The following is a 17,606-nucleotide window of genomic DNA, read 5'->3' on the forward strand; positions in this document are numbered from 1 at the left end:
TTGGAAGAGCAACCTCAAACCTATATTAAAATATCTACGTTTATGAAAAAAATTCACTTTGTAGAATCAGACCCTTGGTTGTCTCCTTTTGCTCAAGAGATTTACAATATGGTATCCTATTGTGAGAAACGAGAGTGTGAGTTTCTTCAAGGTTCTTCGATAACCTCTTTTGCAAGGGGATACGATTATTATGGGATTCATGCGATGGACACCCATTTGGTAATTCGAGAATGGGCTCCTAACGCTACAAAAGTATATCTTCTATGTGACGAAAATGGTTGGCTTCCACGTGAAGACTACCAATTTAATGGAACTTCTGAGGGCAATTGGATCATCCATATTCCTGAGTCTTCTCTACGACCTGGTGCACTCTATGCGCTTTGGATGGAGTGGGATGGGGGTGCTGCCCGACGAATTCCTGCTTGGGCTACCTTTGTAGAACAAGATCCTGAAACACTCGCTTTTAGTGCCAAATATATTCCATACAAACCATATGAATGGAAGAATACTATTCCGCAGAAGGTTGCTTCTCCAATGATTTATGAAGCACATATTGGAATGTCTGGATCAGAGCCTAAAGTTCATAGTTATGACCACTTCACAGATCATATATTGCCTCGTATTCATCAAGCGGGATATAATGTAATACAACTTATGGCGATTCCTGAACATCCATACTATGGAAGTTTTGGATATCATGTGTCTAGTTTTTTTGCCCCTTCATCGAGATTCGGTTCTCCAGATTCATTGCGTAGATTGATTGATACTGCCCACGGGATGGGGATTCATGTAATCATGGATTTAGTTCACTCTCATGCTGTTAAAAACGAGGTAGAGGGTTTAGGACGTTATGATGGAACACAGTATCAGTTCTTTCATGATGGCCCCCGTGGAAAACACCCTGCTTGGGACTCTCTCTGTTTCGACTACCATAAACCAGAGGTGGTACACTTTCTTTTATCAAACATCCAATATTGGATGGAGTCATTTCATTTTGATGGATTTCGTTTCGATGGGGTTACCAGTATGTTATATCTAGATCATGGTTTAGAGAGGTCTTTTACACAATATAGCGACTATTACCAAGGAGGTTTAGATTGGGATGCTATCGCATACCTTCGTTTAGCCAATAAGTTGATCAAAGAGATCAATTCAGATGCACTCTCTATTGCTGAAGAGATGAGTGGTCTACCTGGATTAGCCGAAGAGAACGAAAATGGAGGTCTCGGTTTCGACTATCGTATGGCTATGGGTGTTCCTGATTTTTGGATTCGCATGGTGAAAGATACTCCTGATACAGATTGGTCTATGGGAGATATTTTTCATCAGTTAACCTCTCATCGAAAGGAAGAAAAAGTGGTCTCTTATGTGGAGAGTCATGACCAAGCTTTGGTAGGAGACAAAACCATCATATTTCGTCTTCTAGACAAAGCCATGTATGATTCGATGAGAAAAGACCAACCCTCTCTAGATGTCGATAGAGGGATTGCACTGCATAAGATGATTCGCTTGGCGACCTTAACCATGGCAGGAGGTGCCTATCTGAACTTTATGGGTAATGAATTTGGTCATCCAGAATGGATTGATTTTCCACGAGAAGGAAACAATTGGTCCTATCTTCATGCGCGTCGATTGTGGAATTTGATGGATGATACCTCACTGAAATATCATTGGCTTGGCGATTTCGATCACGATATGATTCATTGGGCTGAGGAGTGCAACCTGTTGAGTGAAGAGAAGGTCGAAATGCTCGTGTGTAATGAAGGAGATAAAGTTTTGGCTTATCGTCGTGGAGCGTATCTTTTCCTATTTAATTTCCACTATGAAAACTCTTATGAGGGATATACGATTCCTACCAAAGGGTCGCGTTATCGTGTCGTTCTACACACCGACGCCATCTCCTACGGAGGCTTTAATCGAGTAGATGCAGATATGACTTATTATGCAATGCCAAGCATACAGAATAACCAAGAACAGAGAATTCGAATTTATCTACCTTCTCGCATGGCCATTGTTTTAAAAGAAGATAAAATATAGAACATTTGGCATAAAAAGGGAACATACGGTGAAAAACCTAGTATGTTCCCTTTTTCTATCCTCGTGTTATGGATGAGAATATGCCGATGATTTAGACTCTGATTTGAATCGATTCCGATCTACTTTTCCTACCTTTATGAAAGCATGCTCTGTACATTGTCCTTCGATTTCATTCCCACTCATCTCTTCTCCATCAAAAAACGAAGCCATATCTAACTGCGCATCTATTGTCGAAGTATACATTTTCTTTTGGATCATCACAGTACTAAAATCAGTCATACGAAGATGAAATAGGTTTTCAATAGAACCTTCCAACCTTGCGACACTATCGTCTTGTGTTTCCAATTGAAGGGTATCTGAATTAATATATCCTTCGATTTTAGCATTCTCCTTAAGAGATATAGCCATCTTCTCTTGTTTTTGTTGCTGATGTAGCTTTAAAGAGGTGAGCCCGAGACATTCTAGCGTTTCTAGATTTTGTGTGTAGATATGAATCTTCATTGGCTGACTCAATTGAATCTTTTGATTCTCATATCGAACTCCTAGGCGCAAAGTATCGCCATCTTGAGTGAAATTCATGATCTTCTCTCCCCCCGAATCTTTATCGCAGATTACATCAATATGGTTGAATGGCTCCCCTGTGGTCAACATTACCTCCATAGGAACATCTACTTGGAGTGAGGATATCGATTCAAATACCGTTGTGGTGGTATCCATCTGATGAATAGAATCGTGCGTTTCATTTTTTATCGACATATGGAGCTCTCCTTCCTCTCCTTGTGCTACTTCTCTAGTAAAGGTGGCCTTTTGCATTTTTGGATATTCATACGACCAAGATTCAAGTATCTGCTTCTCGATGGTAAAACAGGTTCTATATTTACTAGAGTCTGTCACCACCTCTCCATCTTTGTTCTTTAAATCCATATTCTCAATAAAACTATCCTCTTTTATTTGGTTAAAGGAGTAGTTAGGGATTTTGAGTTTTTCGAAGCTTGTGCATGTTAGAAGAGAGAGGTCTTGTAGTGTTCCATAAAGCACTTTAATCTTTAACTGGTCGGCGTTTATCATAGAGTAGTCGTAAAGATTGAAACATACGTCTAAAACTCTCACGTCATCCATCGGATTGTAAAAGTTGTCTTCTTCAGTATTCGTATCCGCGTGTGTACAGTCAATTTGTGCATGGTCAAATAGATAGGTGGAGAGATATCTAAGATTCTTGTCGACACAAAGTAATTTGCTTTTCCCCATCATCGTAATAAAAACATCTTCATTGGTTAACTCTTGAATACTGATATTACTCTGGTCCTTGATGAGAAAATGTATACTTGGGTAAATGGAATTGTTCCAGAAATTGATATGAGAGTGGTGATGACTTGTTACACTCTTTAAATTATCTAACGTTAGCTCTATTAGAGGAACACTTTGAATATTGAGCGGATTGCCATCCTCTTTAAGTGTGATGAAAAGGGTGTTTCCTTTGGGCTGAAATTGAAGTTTGTCCTTTAGATTATTTTCGCAAATTAAGTGGATCAGATTCCCATCATATGAATTTACCCCACCCATTTCTGCACTGAGGTTTATCTCTATTGGCAGATCTATGTCAACATGTTTAAATAGTGACTTTGAATAGAAGGTGGTGTCTACTCCTTCCATATAATCTGAATACTTCTCCTCATAATACTCGTCATTGCATTCAATAAATTCTATAGAAAGACTATCTTCTTTGCTTATTATATTCTCTTTTTCAATTGTGTCTGCAGAACCCATATCCTCCTCCTGGTTTGTTTCAGAAGTCGGTTTCGTTGATATGATGTTGTCTGAAACATTCTGAGGTGTTTTCTTTTCTACTGCAGTGATGTGTGGTAGCGCTTCTTTTTCTGTTTGGGACTTTGTGTTGCTTTTGGGTTTACATCCCCAAAAAGATATAATGATGAAGAGTATGATACTCTTTATCCATAGACATTTTTTCATTAGATAGGGTTTAAGTTCATTTCACAACAAAAATAACTGTTTAACAATAAAATCGAATACTTAACAATAAAAATAGTTTGCTTTAAATGAACACAAGGCTAGGACTGTTGAAAAATAAAAGGGAACATAGGCGTAAAACCTCGCATATTCCCTTTTATATCTTCTCCATTTGGTTGTTATGGATAGGAATATACCGAAGATTCAGAATTTAATTTGAAAAGGTTCCACTCTATTTTCCCTATCTTAATGAAAGATTGATCTGTACATTGTCCTTCGATTTTATTCCCACTCATCTGTTCTCCATCAAAGATCGAAGACTTATCTAATTGGGCATCTATTGTCGAAGTATACAGCTTCTCTTGGATCATCACAGTACTAAAATCAGTCATACGAAGATGGAAAAGACTTTCGATTGAACCTTTCACTCTTGCGACACTATGGTTGTGTGTTTCCAATTGTAGCGTGTCTGAATTAAAGTACCCTTCTATCTTGGCATGCTCATGAAGAGATATAGCCATCTTCTCCTTTTTCTGTTGCTGATGTAGCTTTAAAGAGGTGAAGCCTAGACACTCTAATGTTTCTAGATCTTGTGTATAGATATGAATCTTCATTGGCTGACTCAATTGAATTTTTTGATCCTCATATCGAACTCCTAGGCGCAAAGTATCGCCATCTTGAGTGTAATTCATGATCTTCTCTCCGCCCGAATCTTTATCGCAGATTACATCGATATGATTCAATGATTCACCAGTGGTCAATATTACCTCCAGAGGAACATTTACTTGGAGAGCGGATATCGATTCAAATACTGTCGTGATGGTATCCATCCTATGAATAGAATCTTTTGCGGCATTTTTTATCGACATATGGAGCTCGCCTTCCTCTCCTTGTGCCACTTCTCTAAAAAGGGTTGCCTCTTTTATTGTTGGAAGGTCATCCGCACAGGTGGGTGGGATCTGTTCTTCTAGAGTAAAACAGGTCTTATATTCGATGGAGTCAATCACAACCTCCCCGCCTGCTTCATTGAAATCCATGTCCTCATAATGACTGTCTTCTTTGATGTGGTTGAAGGAAAAATTTGGGAGATTGAGCTTTTTGAATCTTGTGAATATTAGAAGGGAGTGGTCATTTAGAGTTCCTTGAAGATCATGAACCCTAAAACTGTCTCCATCAATTCTAGCGTGGTCGTAAAGATTGAAATTTCCTCTTTTCGTTCCCATATAGGAACAGTCTAGTTGAGTTTGGTCGAAGAGTTTGGTGGAAAGATATTCAAGTTGGTACTCTGCACTGCAATACATTTCGCTTTTTCCCATCATCGTAACAGAGACATTCTGATTGTATATACTTTTATAACGGATTTTACTCTGATCCTTTAGTAGAAAATGTAAATCTGGGGCCTCGAATTTATTAGTATACTTTATGTCGGAGTGGTGATGGGCTGTTACACTTTTAAATTTAAATGGCATTAATATTATTTCAGGGATACTTTTGACAATAAGCCGATGCCCTATGTTTTTCATGGTGATAAAAAGGGTATTCCCTTTGGTCTCACAATGGATCTTGTCTTTTAGATTCTCCTCACATTTTAAGTAGATCTGTCTTACATCATAATCCCCCTCTGGATCAAATGTAACTTTAACATTGATTCTTACTGGAAGGTCTACATCAATATGTTCAAATTCCTGCTCTAGACAGATGGTGGAGTCAATGGTAGAAGTTCCATCGACAATGCTTTTATCGTAATCATGATAGTATTTAATCAACAGGCTGTCTTCTTGGATATGGATATCTTCTCTTTCGATTTCGCCATTATAATACATCTCATCCTCTTTGGATAGTTCAGAGACTGGTTTGTTTGATATGGCGTTCTCAGAAGAGTTCTGAGCTGCTTTTACTTCTACTGTGGTTGTTTCAGATAGACCTTCTTTCTCTATTTGGGCTTTTGTATTGCTTTTGGGTTTACATCCCCCAAAAGATAGAATGATCAAGAGCATGATAGACTTGATCAAGAGATATTTTTTCATCGGACTGGTTTTAAGTTCATTCGGTGACAAAAATAGCTATTTAACAATAAAAACTTTTCTTTGAAACTATTTTATTTATTGAATCTCTCTTTTATCCTCTGCATGGATTTATTCCTATCCGAATTTCTCTTCTTGAATACTATTTGGGGTGTTTACATCTTTAATACGATCTATGCCATCATTGCATAAATAATCATAAAGATAGGGGCAACCCTTTGTTTTTATATACAGCGAGGATGCCCCTATCTCTAATTGATATCTAGCCTATTAGAATTCGATAAGGATTATAGTCTATCTATTTCATGTTTGACCTTAGGCCATCCTTTGGTTTCAATCAATTCCCCTACTCCGGTAAGCGATTTGACATCCTCTGGATGAATAGATCCATCTTTGCAAATACCAATATTCATCAACATATTGGATCCCGTACTTCTTGAATATTTCAACCAACCATACACCTCTTCTGCCGTGTAGTGTTGGGCACTATCATCGTTGATCCATCCACCTCCACAATGAGTGTCTTCTCGTCCTTCACATCTCTGCATCACCGTATTTACTTCCCTTAGTTTAGTGTGATTAAATTGTGCCCATAATTTTGATTGCTTGCCATTCCAACGATCTTTTCTGAGGCGAAACCTTTTGGTAATACCAGGATGATCCCAATGGTATTCAAAAGGAAGCATAAAGTGTTCCGGAGAGATAAAGTCTTCGTCTCCAATAGCTCCTTCTTTGAAAGAGACAAGGGCATGCGGTTGAAGTTTTTTTACCAATTGATGGAGTTCGTGTAGGTGGGTATAGTTGTTTGGATTTCTATAATATCCGCCGATTCCATCAAACCATATCCCTGCGACATCTCCGTATTGAGTAAGAAGCTCTGTTAGATATTTTTTGTTGTGCTCATACATTTTGTCTGTTGTTTCAGAAATAAATGGAGGCACATACATAAAAAGAGCGATATTGTATTTCTTACAAGCTTTGGATAACTCACCTACTAAGTCCTTGTGGCATGGTGCATTCAAACTATTAAAGTTCGACAAAGAGGTGTTGAAGTTATAACATCCTCCTAGATGATGGGTTGTGAAGGTGATATACTTCATCTTTGCTTTTTTCGCTAACTGACATATTTTCTCAGGGCTGAAATGATTCAGTGAATAGTGTTGATACAAGAGGGAATCTTTCCTTACACTTTTTTCGTATGTAGCCCTGTCTATACCCATATAGGCTAGTTGTTGGTCTGAAGCTTTCCCTTTCTTGAATAGAAAATAGTCATCTTTCCCTTTTTCACAAAGACTTGCAAGGTTGAGGTGGATAAACATGCCAAATTTCGCATCTTGAAACCATTGCTTGTTGGCCTCCAATGGCGATTTGTTATATGCTACTTGGTAATCTTTCAACCAATATGGACAGCTCTTTTGTTGATCAGTACAACTGTTTAGTACTATTACAATAACAGCAAATAGGAGTGTTTTAAAATAAATTTTCATGGTTTATTCTTATGTAGTTAAATTAGGAGTAATGTAGTTTCATTTCTTATTATTACTTACCAGTCCTTTTTCAATTTGTAACTTATATATATCATTAAGTAAGTGCTTTATTGGATATTGTCTGATTTTTTTGGGAAACCCTCGTTTCTCCTTTTGATGATAAAAATTAGCTTATGTATAGAAGAGGTTGTTCTCGAACATATTTTCTTAATAAAAAGTCTTTTAAGTGTTGATCTATTGGTAAATAATTTATTGTTTTGCATTTTTAAAAATTGTGGCAGAATGAAGCGTAGCATCAACAAGTTTGTGATCACTGGAGGTCCGGGAACAGGGAAATCAACCCTATTGTATGAATTGGCTAAAAAGGGATTCTTATGCTTTCCTGAAGCGTCTAGATCTATCATCGAAGAGCAGTTGCAAATTGGAGGGGATCTAGTTCCTTGGGTCGATATGGACCGATTCTCTTTGGCTTGTATGAATCGTATGAAAGAGTTCTACAACAAATCTTGTGATCGCCCCACTTTCTTCGATCGTGGACTGCCTGATGTGATGGGCTACCTTTACCTTACTGGATGCGAAGAGACCCATGAGGTAAAAGAGAGTATCAAAGATTATGCATACCACACTATCGTTTTCATTCTTCCTCCCTGGAAAGAGATCTACGAAACAGACCATGTTCGAAAAGAGCCATTCTCCGAGGCTATCTCTCTACACAACCACTTAAGACGTGCTTACGAAGAGCTAGGATATCATGTAATCGAAATACCACATATGCCTGTCGATAGTCGTGTCGACTATATTTTAGACTATTTAGATATCTAAGGGGGCGTTTTATCTCTTTGAACTAAAGGGGACCATACCACCACATTTTTACATAAGGAGCAGAGCCTTTCGACTTTAAGTTACTGAGCCCTTCGACAAGCTCAGGGACCACTTGACGAAGCACAGGGACCACTTATTGAAGCACAGGTATCACATACACCATCTTTCGACTATAGGTTCCAGACCCCTTCGATATTAGGTTGCTGAGCCCTTCGACAAGCTCAGGGACCACTTGTCGAAGCACAGATATCACATACACCATCTTTCGACTATAGGTTCCAGACCCCTTCGATATTAGGTTGCTGAGCCCTTCGACAAGCTCAGGGACCACTTGTCGAAGCACAGGGACCATTTGTAGAAGGACTCAGCAATATATATTCCGATAAATTCACATAATATATTGGATTATCCTTAACTGCCAACAATATTGACTAAACGATTACTTAATAAGGGATTCCTAGTAGGTTTGTTCATGGTTTGTTCATGGTTTGTTCATGGTTTGTTCATGGTTTGTCCATCGATTCTCCATCGATTCGGTGAATGAACCATGGAGTTGCAATGGATAAAATATGAACAAAGTAACTGTTATTCCACTGTTATTTACCCACCAAATGTCTACAGAAAACACTGTGAGGCACTCTCCAGAAAAGTGTGTAAATGATCTGTGACAATGAATAAAGAATGTTGTCAACAGTGTTAAAAACCATATTTGATGGATCTTATCCTATGTATATCGTACCAAACTAGCATTTTATTTGCGAAATGATATGATACTTAAAATAGGGGTGTATTAACATATTATAATTGTATGGAGGTAATTTGTGTAAATATATAAATGGGAGAATGGTTTTAGTTTTGATAGATGTAAATAAATGTGTATATTTATATAATAAACTTAAAAAAATAAGGTTATGAAAAAGTATTTTTCTATTCTATTCTATTCGTCTTAGTTGCGTGTGATAATCAAATGGGTGAGATTCCAAATGTGGAGAAATCTCAAAAGGTGGAAGTTGATTATAAATCAATTCAATCTACTATCAACATTTTTGAGGAAGTATATCAGTACAAACTGGATGCGCAAGATTCTTATGATATCGCACAAGTTGATAAAATTCTTCACTCTCACGTCCACAAGAAGAGTTATAAGCTGAATAACGATAAATCTTTGCTAGAAAATCCAATACTCTCAAAGATTAATTTTAGTGATGAAGCAAAGGTTTTTTTAGGTCAAATTGAATTATTAAAACAGATTGATAGTTATTTAGGAGCTAAGGGTTTTCTTGCGTTATTGAAAGAGGATGTTTTGCATGCTTCACTCTCTGTTGAGGAAAAAACGGAGATTGTAAATCGAATAGAGTTTGCTATTGCTTTTATGGAGTGGAGCAAGTCAAAGACCAATGATATTACCGATGGTTGGTGGAGAAGTTGGGGAAAATGTGTTGCTGGTATTGTAGGTGGCACATTAACTGGAGGAGTTATGGGGGCAGCTGCTGGAGGCGCTTTTGGAACTGTTGCATTGCCACTTTTGGGAACCGTTTCAGGTGCATCTTTGGGTATGGTTGTTGGTGCTATTGGAGGCGGACTGAGCGGAGCTGCTTTAGCTTGTGATTGATTTAACCAAGAGGTGGGAATGTGATGTATTATGAAAACAATGGATTATTCAAGAAGAATTTATGTGCACTCATTCCCACATCGGTAAGTAAACATGTTTAAAACAAAAACCTAAAATGAAGAATTTACAGAAAAGAACCTACCTATCGGTCACAGGCTACGTCGTAATTGTTCTTTATGCCATATTCTGTTTCTATAATGCAAATTCTCTTAAATTGCTTTACCTTTTTTATTTAACATTGCCTAATGCAGGTGGGTTAGGTACTATAGACATAGTGAAGCAGTGGACAGGAACGAAAAGAAAATATGATTTTCTTACACTAAATGGGATTTATACTCTTATGCTGTCTATTTCGATACTCTTTTTCAAGAGTAGAGTTCTTTTTCTGCTGACTGTTGTGTTCCATTCTGTTTGTATGATTGGTTATGTACTCTATTTCTATAGAAAAAGTGGCGGCACTCCGATAATCGAATTTCAAGATAATAAGTAATAATTCATTTTCAGCACGGAGACAGATTGATTTAATGAAGGAGGACAGAGGGTGATTGATATATTATGGGAAAAAGTATTTCTTGAGTATTTGCTCTCATTCCCACATCGGTAAATAGACGTGTTTAAAACAAAAATCTAAAATGATGAATTTAAAGAAAAGAGTCTATCTGTCGTTTACAACGTATGTTGTCATTGCTCTTAATGCCATATTCGCATTCTTCTTTGCAAACTCACTCTCATCTCTACTTTATTGGTATTTGATGATTCTTATCGGAAGTGGATTCGGTACTCTAGATGTCGTAATGAAGTTGACGGGAACAAAAAGGAAATACGATTTACTTCTTTTCAATGGGGTCCCCAGTCTCTTGTTGCCTATTTCGATACTCTTTTTCAAAAGTAGAGGTCTATTTCTGCTGACTGTTGTACTCCATTCTGTTTGTATGGTTGGTTATGTGCTCTATTTCTATCGAAAAAGTGGAGGCACTCCGATGATCGAATCTCAAGATAAATTATAACATACTCTTAGTATAAAAAATCTAGCTTAAGAAGTTCTTATACATTAATTCAAAAAAAATGATCAGTAAATCAAATTACAGCGCCCTCTTTTATTTAAGTAGAAGATTCTTTATCGCAAATATATGGAATATCGGATTGACTATTTTTGCTCTTTTAGCTTTTACTATTTTTGTACAATATGAAGCAAGGCCAATTACACTAGGTATCACCTCTATTTTCTTTTTTTGTGGTTGCTTGGGATTACTAATGACCTCTACATTTTACGCTATTTTAGTCGCTCAAAAACCGGTATGGAATCGGGTGTTTATACGCATTATGTTTTACGCTATTTTTGTACCTATACTGTATTTCCAACAAGATAAAGATCATTTCGTATTGGGGGTAGTTTTATTGACTAGTGGGGAGGTATTACTCTACAGCCTATACCATTTCTTTCGATATGCCTATAAAAATCCGATCTACTATCGTTATACCCATCCAAGATGCTTGTCTTAAGTGACTAGAATATTGAATATGGTACCGTTTTTTCGCTAATATTTATTACGCTACCATGATGGAATGAGTTGTGAATAATCTGTTTATATGACTCTTATTGGAAAATAAAGGGGGGCAAGAGTCATATTTTACATTCATCATTTATATCATAAATGATGAATTGTATTGTTCTTGGCAAAACTTCAAACATTATAAAACAAGGAAATAAAGAAACAAGTGACAATTAGAAAGACATTGTATGCCTTAATGGCTGGAATGGTTGCAGGGATTATAAATGCAATTTTTAGTTACTTCTGCATGGACTCTATTGACCATGCATTCTTCTTTTATCTGTGTATCTTCCATATAAATTTTGGAGTAGCGATACAACTCGTGAAACGATGGACCGGTTTGAGAAGGACGTATAATATACTTCATCTTAATGGAGCTTCTATTTTACTATATATGTCTACGAATCTACTAGAGAGTAGAGTGCTTTTTGTTGGGGTGGTGGTTTTGACATACGCTATCGTGGTGGGCTATCTATACTATTTTTATCAAAAGAGACTCGATAAGTCGGCTTCAGGATTGGATATTGCTATAAGATAAAAAGTAATGAAGGTGTTTCGATTGCTTTATAGAAATGAATTAGAGTAGTTATTTTCTCTTAGTTATATTCTTTAATTCATTACCATCATGTATGAAAATAAAAGAGGCTACCTTATTGGAAGTAGCCTCTTTTGTTTTTGTATGTGGATTGTGCTTAGTCGATCACTTCACATCCCATATATGGTACCAATACAGCAGGAACTTTAATTCCATTCTCTGTTTGGTTGTTCTCTAGAATAGAAGCCATAATACGAGGTAATGCCAAAGCACTACCATTCAGTGTATGAGCAACCTGTGCCTTTTTGTTCTTTTCTTCTTTGAAACGTAACTTTAGACGGTTTGCTTGGAACGATTCGAAGTTAGATACTGAAGATACTTCTAGCCAACGTTCTTGAGCTGCACTCCATACTTCGAAGTCGAAAGTTAATGCTGAGGTGAAGCTTAGATCGCCACCACAAAGGCGAAGTACACGATATGGAAGCTCTAGTTTTTGAACCAATGATTCCACATAAGCTACCATCTCATCTAATATTTCGTATGATTTCTCTGGATGAGCAATCTGAACTACTTCCACCTTGTCGAATTGGTGAAGACGGTTCAGTCCACGTACATCTTTTCCATACGATCCTGCTTCACGACGGAAACAAGCACTATAGGCAGTATTCTTTACAGGAAGTTGTTTTCCATCAAGGATCACATCACGATAGATGTTGGTTACAGGAACCTCTGCTGTAGGAATCAAATAAAGGTTGTCTGCAGTAGCATGATACATCTGCCCTTCTTTGTCAGGAAGCTGTCCTGTTCCGAAACCAGAAGCTTCGTTTACAAGGTATGGAGGTTGAACTTCAAGGTATCCAGCTTCTCTAGCTTGATCTAGGAAGAAGTTGATTAAAGCGCGTTGAAGACGAGCGCCTTTGCCTTTGTATACAGGGAAACCTGCACCTGTAATTTTTACCCCTAGTTCGAAGTCAATCAAATCGTATGTAGAAGCAAGGTCCCAGTGTGGAACTGCTTTGTCATGAAGTTGAGGCATTGCTCCACCTTCACGAACTACTTCGTTGTCTTCATCACTCTTACCCATTGGGACAGAAGGATGAGGAAGGTTTGGAAGTTGTACTTGCAGTGCTTGTAGGTTCTCGTCATTGGTAGCAAAAGCCAGGTCTGCTTGTTTGATATTTTCTTTAAGTTCAGCAGTTTTCTGTTTTGCCTGGTTCGCCTCTTCTATTTTTCCTTGCTTAAAAAGGTTTCCAATCTCTTTCGAAAGTTGATTCATCTCCGACTTATACCCATCAACTTCTTGTTGGGTTTGGTTACGAAGTTTGTAGAGCTCTAGTATCTCCTCTACGATTTTCTCAGCGTCGAAATTCTTTACTTTCAAACGCTCAACCACTAGTTGTGGGTTGTCTTGGATAAACTTAAGATTTAACATAGTAGATTGTTATATATCAGCGTAATAATCTATAAAAATAAAGTGGATGGATTATATCCATCTATTGGGTTGTGTGTTTCAATATATGGTAGAAAAATACTTCCCGTGATTTTGCGATAAACTCGCTCTGCAAAAATAATAAAAAAAATCTCCCGAATTATTACGAAAGTAACAAAACGGGAGATTCATATTCTGTCTACTGAGAATGAATATTACTCAGCAGCAAAAGGCTCTACAGAAACGTAAGATCTGTTATCTCTTTTTTTACGGAAAACAACTGTTCCTTCAACAAGAGAGAAAAGAGTATGATCTTTACCCATACCTACGTTTTCACCTGGGTTGTGAGCAGTACCACGTTGGCGAACGATGATGTTACCAGCTTTACAAGCTTGACCACCGAAGATCTTTACACCAAGACGTTTACTTTCTGACTCGCGACCGTTCTTAGAACTACCTACACCTTTTTTGTGTGCCATGATCTAATGTTTTTAAAAATTAAGCTACAATATCAGAAATTACAATCTGAGTTAAATACTGACGGTGACCGTTTTTCTTCTTGTAACCCTTACGGCGTTTCTTTTTGAATACGATCACTTTGTCTCCTTTAAGATGACTTACTACTTTAGCAGTAATTTTAGCACCTTCTACAGCAGGAGCACCTACTTTCACATCGCCATCGTTGTCGATTAAAAGTACTTTGTCGAAAACAACATCCGCACCTTCTTCAACAGCCAAGCGGTGTACGAACACTTTTTGGTCTTTTTCAACCTTAAATTGCTGTCCAGCAATCTCTACAATAGCGTACATAGCTTTTTGTTAATTGTAATTATTACTCTGGAAGGTGTTTCTTCAAAAAAGAAGAACGCTTATAGAAAACCAACCTAGAGTTATTCGAACGGCAAAAGTATGAATTTTTGGATGATTCCCAAAGTATTAGAATAAAAAATGTGTATTTTTAATGTGAGATACCAACGCATGCTTAGGTTTTGAAGATGAAGTAATTGGTTCATCTTCTACAAGAAAAAAAGGTCGTTTCGAGAAGGGATGGTTTTTTGTATCCTTAACGATTTAATTGTAACTTCAGCTCGTGAAATCTCTTTTTTATCGAATATCAGGATACCATGCATAAAATTAAATTAAGGATTCTAGGTTTGACTACAAGCCAAACTCAGAATGGAGCATATGCTTTATTGATGACAGAGGATCAAGGGAATCGTCGTTTGCCTATCATTATAGGTGCGGTAGAAGCACAGGCAATCGTGATTTTTTTAGAGCAGATGTCTCCTCCTCGCCCATTGACACATGACCTGTTTTATCAAAGCTTAAATGGTTTTGGAATTGAATTGAAAGAGGTAATTATTTATAAGCTAGAGGAAGGGGTCTATTTCTCAAAGTTGATTTATATTCGCGATAATGAAACAAAAGAGGTGGAATCTCGTACATCGGATGCTATTGCTTTAGCACTTCGTTTTTCTGCTCCTATATTTATAGAGAGTGCTATTATGGACAAAGCAGGTATCTCATTGGAATTGAATGATACAGAAGATATGCTTTCTTCCTTAGATGAGGGTGAAAATGAAGAGGATGATCAGAGTCAGCGAAGTGGAGATGAGATATTGAAGGATCAGATTTCTGAAACCTCTACGAAGGATTTAGAGATGTTGCTTTCTAAGGCTATTGAAGAGGAAGATTATGAAGCAGCTTCTATGATTCGCGATGAAGTAAATAAAAGAAAAAATAGTGAAACTGATTTTTAACATTATTTTATATTAAATATTAGCCTTATTTTGGTTGAACTAACTCATTAAATTTTCCTTTGGGATCACAACGTGTGTAACCCAAAGGTTTTTTTATCTAATAAAATGATCTAAAATGCAAGAAGTTCAAGGTTTTTCGATAGAGTCCTTGTCAAGAGGAGGACTTGGGATGCTGACAATTATATTAATTGCTTGGCTGTTTAGCACCAATAGAAAACAGGTTGACTGGAAACTCGTGATTGTTGGAATCTCAATTCAAATAGCTATGGCTATTGGGATTCTTTATGTTCCTGTAATCCAAGGTTTTTTCGAGTTCTTTGGAAAAGTGTTTGTGAAGGTTCTCGATTTTACCCGTGCTGGAAGTGGCTTTCTTCTCGGTGACTTGTTAAATACAGATACTTATGGTTTTATTTTTGCTTTTCAAGTACTGCCAACCATTATATTCTTCTCTGCGTTGACTAGTTTGATGTTTTATCTTGGAGTAATCCAAAAAGTAGTATATGTATTGGCTTGGGGTCTTTCTAAGGCACTTAAGATTAGTGGAATGGAGAGTTTGTCGGTTGCAGGAAATATTTTTCTAGGACAGACCGAATCCCCATTAATGATTAAGGCATACCTTTCTAAAATGAATCGTTCGGAGATATTTCTAGTAATGGTTGGAGGAATGGCAACGCTTGCAGGTGGTGTTTTGGCTGCTTATATCGATTTCTTAGGGGGAGATGACCCTGCACAACGATTGATGTTTGCAAAACATCTACTTTCTGCCTCTGTGATGGCTGCACCTGGAGCTGTGGTGGTCTCTAAGATTATTGTACCACAAACAGAAGAGACCAATACAGACGTAAATGTGCCAAGAGAACAAATTGGTACCAATGCTCTTGATGCGATCTCTAATGGAACTGTAGAAGGGGTAAAACTTGCAGTGAATGTAGCAGCAATGTTACTTGTATTTTTGGCTTTGATTGCATTTATAAACTATATATTTGGTGGCTTTATCGGTCGTTATACCGGACTAAATGATTGGGTAAATAATATTACTAATGGTCAATACCAAACTTTCTCCTTGCAGTTTATTTTAGGTTATCTATTATCTCCTTTGATGTGGCTTCTTGGCGTTTGTAAGGAGGATATTACATTGGTTGGACGTCTGTTAGGAGAGAAGGTGATTATCAATGAATTTATTGGTTATGCAAGTTTGGCTGATCTAAAAGCAGCAGGAGCATTTGCTCAACAAAAATCGATCATTATGGCAACTTATCTTCTATGTGGTTTTGCGAATTTTGGTTCTATAGGAATTCAAATTGGAGGTATTGGAGCTTTGGCTCCTGACAAGCGTGCTTGGTTGTCTGAGTATGGTTTAAGAGCCCTTTTGGCCGGAACTCTTGCTTCATGTTTGTCTGCAACAGTAATTGGAATGATTATGGGATAATGAATCCTATGTAAGTAATATATCGTGTTTATTAAAAAGCCATGATTGCTATTTTTAGCAACCATGGCTTTTTATTTTTTCATGTTATCTAGTAGAAAGGTATCTTTGTTGTCAAAAGAATCACCTTATAAATAGAATGTCTTTATTAATATGAAACAATATCTCGATTTATTGCGCCATGTTTCCAACGATGGAAATCAAAAAGAGGATCGTACAGGAACAGGAACACAGAGTGTTTTTGGTTATCAAATGCGTTTTGATCTACAAAAGGGTTTCCCTTTGTTGACCACGAAAAAACTTCATTTGAAGTCTATTATCCATGAGTTGCTATGGTTTCTTACAGGAGATACCAACATAAAGTACCTCCAAGATAATGGGGTGAGAATATGGAATGAGTGGGCAGATGAATCAGGTAATCTAGGCCCTGTTTATGGAGCACAGTGGCGTTCTTGGAAAGGTTCTGATGGAAAAGTAATAGATCAAATTTCGGAGGTAATTTCTCAAATAAAGACAAATCCTGATTCTCGACGTTTGTTGGTGAATGCATGGAATGTGGCGGAGATCCCCAATATGGCACTTCCTCCTTGTCACATCCTTTTCCAATTCTATGTAAATGATGGAAAATTGTCGTGTCAACTATACCAGAGAAGCGCAGATATCTTTTTAGGTGTACCATTTAATATTGCCTCTTATGCCCTTCTAACGATGATGATGGCGCAAGTGACTGGATTGGAGTGTGGAGATTTTATTCATACATTGGGGGATGCCCATATTTATAATAATCATCAAGAGCAGGTTGCACTACAGTTGCAACGTACTCCTTATGCGTTGCCTCAGATGAAAATCAATCCCGAGGTGACCTCTATATTTGATTTTAAATATGAAGATTTTGAGCTCGTTGATTATCAGGCACACCCTCATATTAAAGGTGTTGTCGCTGTTTAAAAATA

General features: G+C 37.3%; 16 protein-coding genes. 9 read left to right on the top strand and 7 right to left on the bottom strand.

The genetic code is table 11. The features are described from left to right. Positions 1-42: 42 nt before the first annotated feature. Entirely contained in the window at positions 43-2,037 is a 1,995-nt protein-coding gene (locus K4L44_17420; protein ID QZE14266.1) for an alpha amylase C-terminal domain-containing protein, read from the top strand. A gap of 66 nt (positions 2,038-2,103) precedes the next feature. Here K4L44_17420 and K4L44_17425 read toward each other — a convergent pair whose 3' ends face one another. The 3 genes from K4L44_17425 to K4L44_17435 form a co-directional block, all read right to left on the bottom strand. After that, positions 2,104-4,008 carry a DUF2807 domain-containing protein gene (locus tag K4L44_17425; GenBank protein QZE14267.1) on the bottom strand — a complete coding sequence of 635 codons (1,905 nt, stop codon included), beginning with the start codon at positions 4,006-4,008 and terminating at the stop codon, positions 2,104-2,106. Between the two features lie 176 nt (positions 4,009-4,184). Then, the gene (locus K4L44_17430; GenBank protein QZE14268.1) at positions 4,185-6,032 is read right to left on the bottom strand and encodes a DUF2807 domain-containing protein; all 1,848 of its coding nucleotides are present in this window, start codon (positions 6,030-6,032) and stop codon (positions 4,185-4,187) included. Positions 6,033-6,316: 284 nt separating this feature from the next. Continuing rightward, positions 6,317-7,516 carry an alpha-L-fucosidase gene (locus tag K4L44_17435; GenBank protein QZE14269.1) on the bottom strand — a complete coding sequence of 400 codons (1,200 nt, stop codon included), beginning with the start codon at positions 7,514-7,516 and terminating at the stop codon, positions 6,317-6,319. A gap of 282 nt (positions 7,517-7,798) precedes the next feature. Between K4L44_17435 and K4L44_17440 the strand changes: the two genes are divergently transcribed. Beyond that, on the top strand, positions 7,799-8,338 hold the full coding sequence (locus K4L44_17440; GenBank protein QZE14270.1) for an AAA family ATPase: 540 nt from the start codon (positions 7,799-7,801) through the stop codon (positions 8,336-8,338). Between the two features lie 133 nt (positions 8,339-8,471). Here the strand turns inward: K4L44_17440 and K4L44_17445 are convergent, their stop codons facing one another. Further along, positions 8,472-8,681 carry a hypothetical protein gene (locus tag K4L44_17445; GenBank protein ID QZE14271.1) on the bottom strand — a complete coding sequence of 70 codons (210 nt, stop codon included), beginning with the start codon at positions 8,679-8,681 and terminating at the stop codon, positions 8,472-8,474. A gap of 624 nt (positions 8,682-9,305) precedes the next feature. On the opposite strand from K4L44_17445, the gene K4L44_17450 reads away from it, so the two are divergent. The 4 genes from K4L44_17450 to K4L44_17465 all read left to right on the top strand — a co-directional run bounded on the left by K4L44_17450 (position 9,306) and on the right by K4L44_17465 (position 12,041). After that, on the top strand, positions 9,306-9,950 hold the full coding sequence (locus K4L44_17450; protein QZE14272.1) for a hypothetical protein: 645 nt from the start codon (positions 9,306-9,308) through the stop codon (positions 9,948-9,950). A gap of 115 nt (positions 9,951-10,065) precedes the next feature. Next, on the top strand, positions 10,066-10,440 hold the full coding sequence (locus K4L44_17455; GenBank protein QZE14273.1) for a hypothetical protein: 375 nt from the start codon (positions 10,066-10,068) through the stop codon (positions 10,438-10,440). A gap of 142 nt (positions 10,441-10,582) precedes the next feature. Then, complete coding sequence (locus K4L44_17460; GenBank protein ID QZE14274.1) at positions 10,583-10,957, top strand: hypothetical protein; 375 nt, start codon at positions 10,583-10,585, stop codon at positions 10,955-10,957. 712 nt (positions 10,958-11,669) lie between these two features. Next, a complete protein-coding gene (locus K4L44_17465; GenBank protein QZE14275.1) occupies positions 11,670-12,041 on the top strand; it encodes a hypothetical protein in 372 nt (123 codons plus the stop codon). A 154-nt stretch (positions 12,042-12,195) separates the two neighbouring features. Here the strand turns inward: K4L44_17465 and serS are convergent, their stop codons facing one another. The 3 genes from serS to rplU all read right to left on the bottom strand — a co-directional run bounded on the left by serS (position 12,196) and on the right by rplU (position 14,277). Further along, complete coding sequence (gene serS / locus K4L44_17470; GenBank protein ID QZE14276.1) at positions 12,196-13,470, bottom strand: serine--tRNA ligase; 1,275 nt, start codon at positions 13,468-13,470, stop codon at positions 12,196-12,198. A 212-nt stretch (positions 13,471-13,682) separates the two neighbouring features. Next, a complete protein-coding gene (gene rpmA / locus K4L44_17475) occupies positions 13,683-13,946 on the bottom strand; it encodes a 50S ribosomal protein L27 (GenBank protein QZE14277.1) in 264 nt (87 codons plus the stop codon). Positions 13,947-13,965: 19 nt separating this feature from the next. Further along, positions 13,966-14,277, bottom strand: coding sequence for a 50S ribosomal protein L21 (gene rplU / locus K4L44_17480; GenBank protein QZE14278.1), 312 nt, complete (start codon positions 14,275-14,277; stop codon positions 13,966-13,968). A 314-nt stretch (positions 14,278-14,591) separates the two neighbouring features. Between rplU and K4L44_17485 the strand changes: the two genes are divergently transcribed. The 3 genes from K4L44_17485 (at position 14,592) to K4L44_17495 (ending at position 17,601) form a co-directional block, all read left to right on the top strand. Beyond that, complete coding sequence (locus K4L44_17485; GenBank protein ID QZE14279.1) at positions 14,592-15,227, top strand: DUF151 domain-containing protein; 636 nt, start codon at positions 14,592-14,594, stop codon at positions 15,225-15,227. A gap of 115 nt (positions 15,228-15,342) precedes the next feature. Further along, a complete protein-coding gene (locus K4L44_17490; protein QZE14280.1) occupies positions 15,343-16,656 on the top strand; it encodes a Na+ dependent nucleoside transporter in 1,314 nt (437 codons plus the stop codon). A 150-nt stretch (positions 16,657-16,806) separates the two neighbouring features. Continuing rightward, positions 16,807-17,601: a thymidylate synthase gene (locus tag K4L44_17495; protein QZE14281.1), complete on the top strand. Its 795-nt coding sequence runs from the start codon at positions 16,807-16,809 to the stop codon at positions 17,599-17,601. Positions 17,602-17,606: the final 5 nt, after the last annotated feature.

It is taken from the genome of Prolixibacteraceae bacterium (assembly GCA_019720755.1).
Taxonomy (GTDB): domain Bacteria; phylum Bacteroidota; class Bacteroidia; order Bacteroidales; family Prolixibacteraceae; genus Halosquirtibacter; species Halosquirtibacter laminarini.

What these genes read in the sequence shown, in the direction of transcription:
- K4L44_17420 (QZE14266.1), top strand. Translation starts at nt 43, where the DNA reads ATGAAAAAAATTCACTTTGTAGAATCAGACCCTTGGTTGTCTCCTTTT.
- K4L44_17425 (QZE14267.1), bottom strand. Translation starts at nt 4,008, where the DNA reads ATGAAAAAATGTCTATGGATAAAGAGTATCATACTCTTCATCATTATA.
- K4L44_17430 (QZE14268.1), bottom strand. Translation starts at nt 6,032, where the DNA reads ATGAAAAAATATCTCTTGATCAAGTCTATCATGCTCTTGATCATTCTA.
- K4L44_17435 (QZE14269.1), bottom strand. Translation starts at nt 7,516, where the DNA reads ATGAAAATTTATTTTAAAACACTCCTATTTGCTGTTATTGTAATAGTA.
- K4L44_17440 (QZE14270.1), top strand. Translation starts at nt 7,799, where the DNA reads ATGAAGCGTAGCATCAACAAGTTTGTGATCACTGGAGGTCCGGGAACA.
- K4L44_17450 (QZE14272.1), top strand. Translation starts at nt 9,306, where the DNA reads ATGGGTGAGATTCCAAATGTGGAGAAATCTCAAAAGGTGGAAGTTGAT.
- K4L44_17455 (QZE14273.1), top strand. Translation starts at nt 10,066, where the DNA reads ATGAAGAATTTACAGAAAAGAACCTACCTATCGGTCACAGGCTACGTC.
- K4L44_17460 (QZE14274.1), top strand. Translation starts at nt 10,583, where the DNA reads ATGATGAATTTAAAGAAAAGAGTCTATCTGTCGTTTACAACGTATGTT.
- serS (QZE14276.1), bottom strand. Translation starts at nt 13,470, where the DNA reads ATGTTAAATCTTAAGTTTATCCAAGACAACCCACAACTAGTGGTTGAG.
- rpmA (QZE14277.1), bottom strand. Translation starts at nt 13,946, where the DNA reads ATGGCACACAAAAAAGGTGTAGGTAGTTCTAAGAACGGTCGCGAGTCA.
- rplU (QZE14278.1), bottom strand. Translation starts at nt 14,277, where the DNA reads ATGTACGCTATTGTAGAGATTGCTGGACAGCAATTTAAGGTTGAAAAA.
- K4L44_17485 (QZE14279.1), top strand. Translation starts at nt 14,592, where the DNA reads ATGCATAAAATTAAATTAAGGATTCTAGGTTTGACTACAAGCCAAACT.
- K4L44_17490 (QZE14280.1), top strand. Translation starts at nt 15,343, where the DNA reads ATGCAAGAAGTTCAAGGTTTTTCGATAGAGTCCTTGTCAAGAGGAGGA.
- K4L44_17495 (QZE14281.1), top strand. Translation starts at nt 16,807, where the DNA reads ATGAAACAATATCTCGATTTATTGCGCCATGTTTCCAACGATGGAAAT.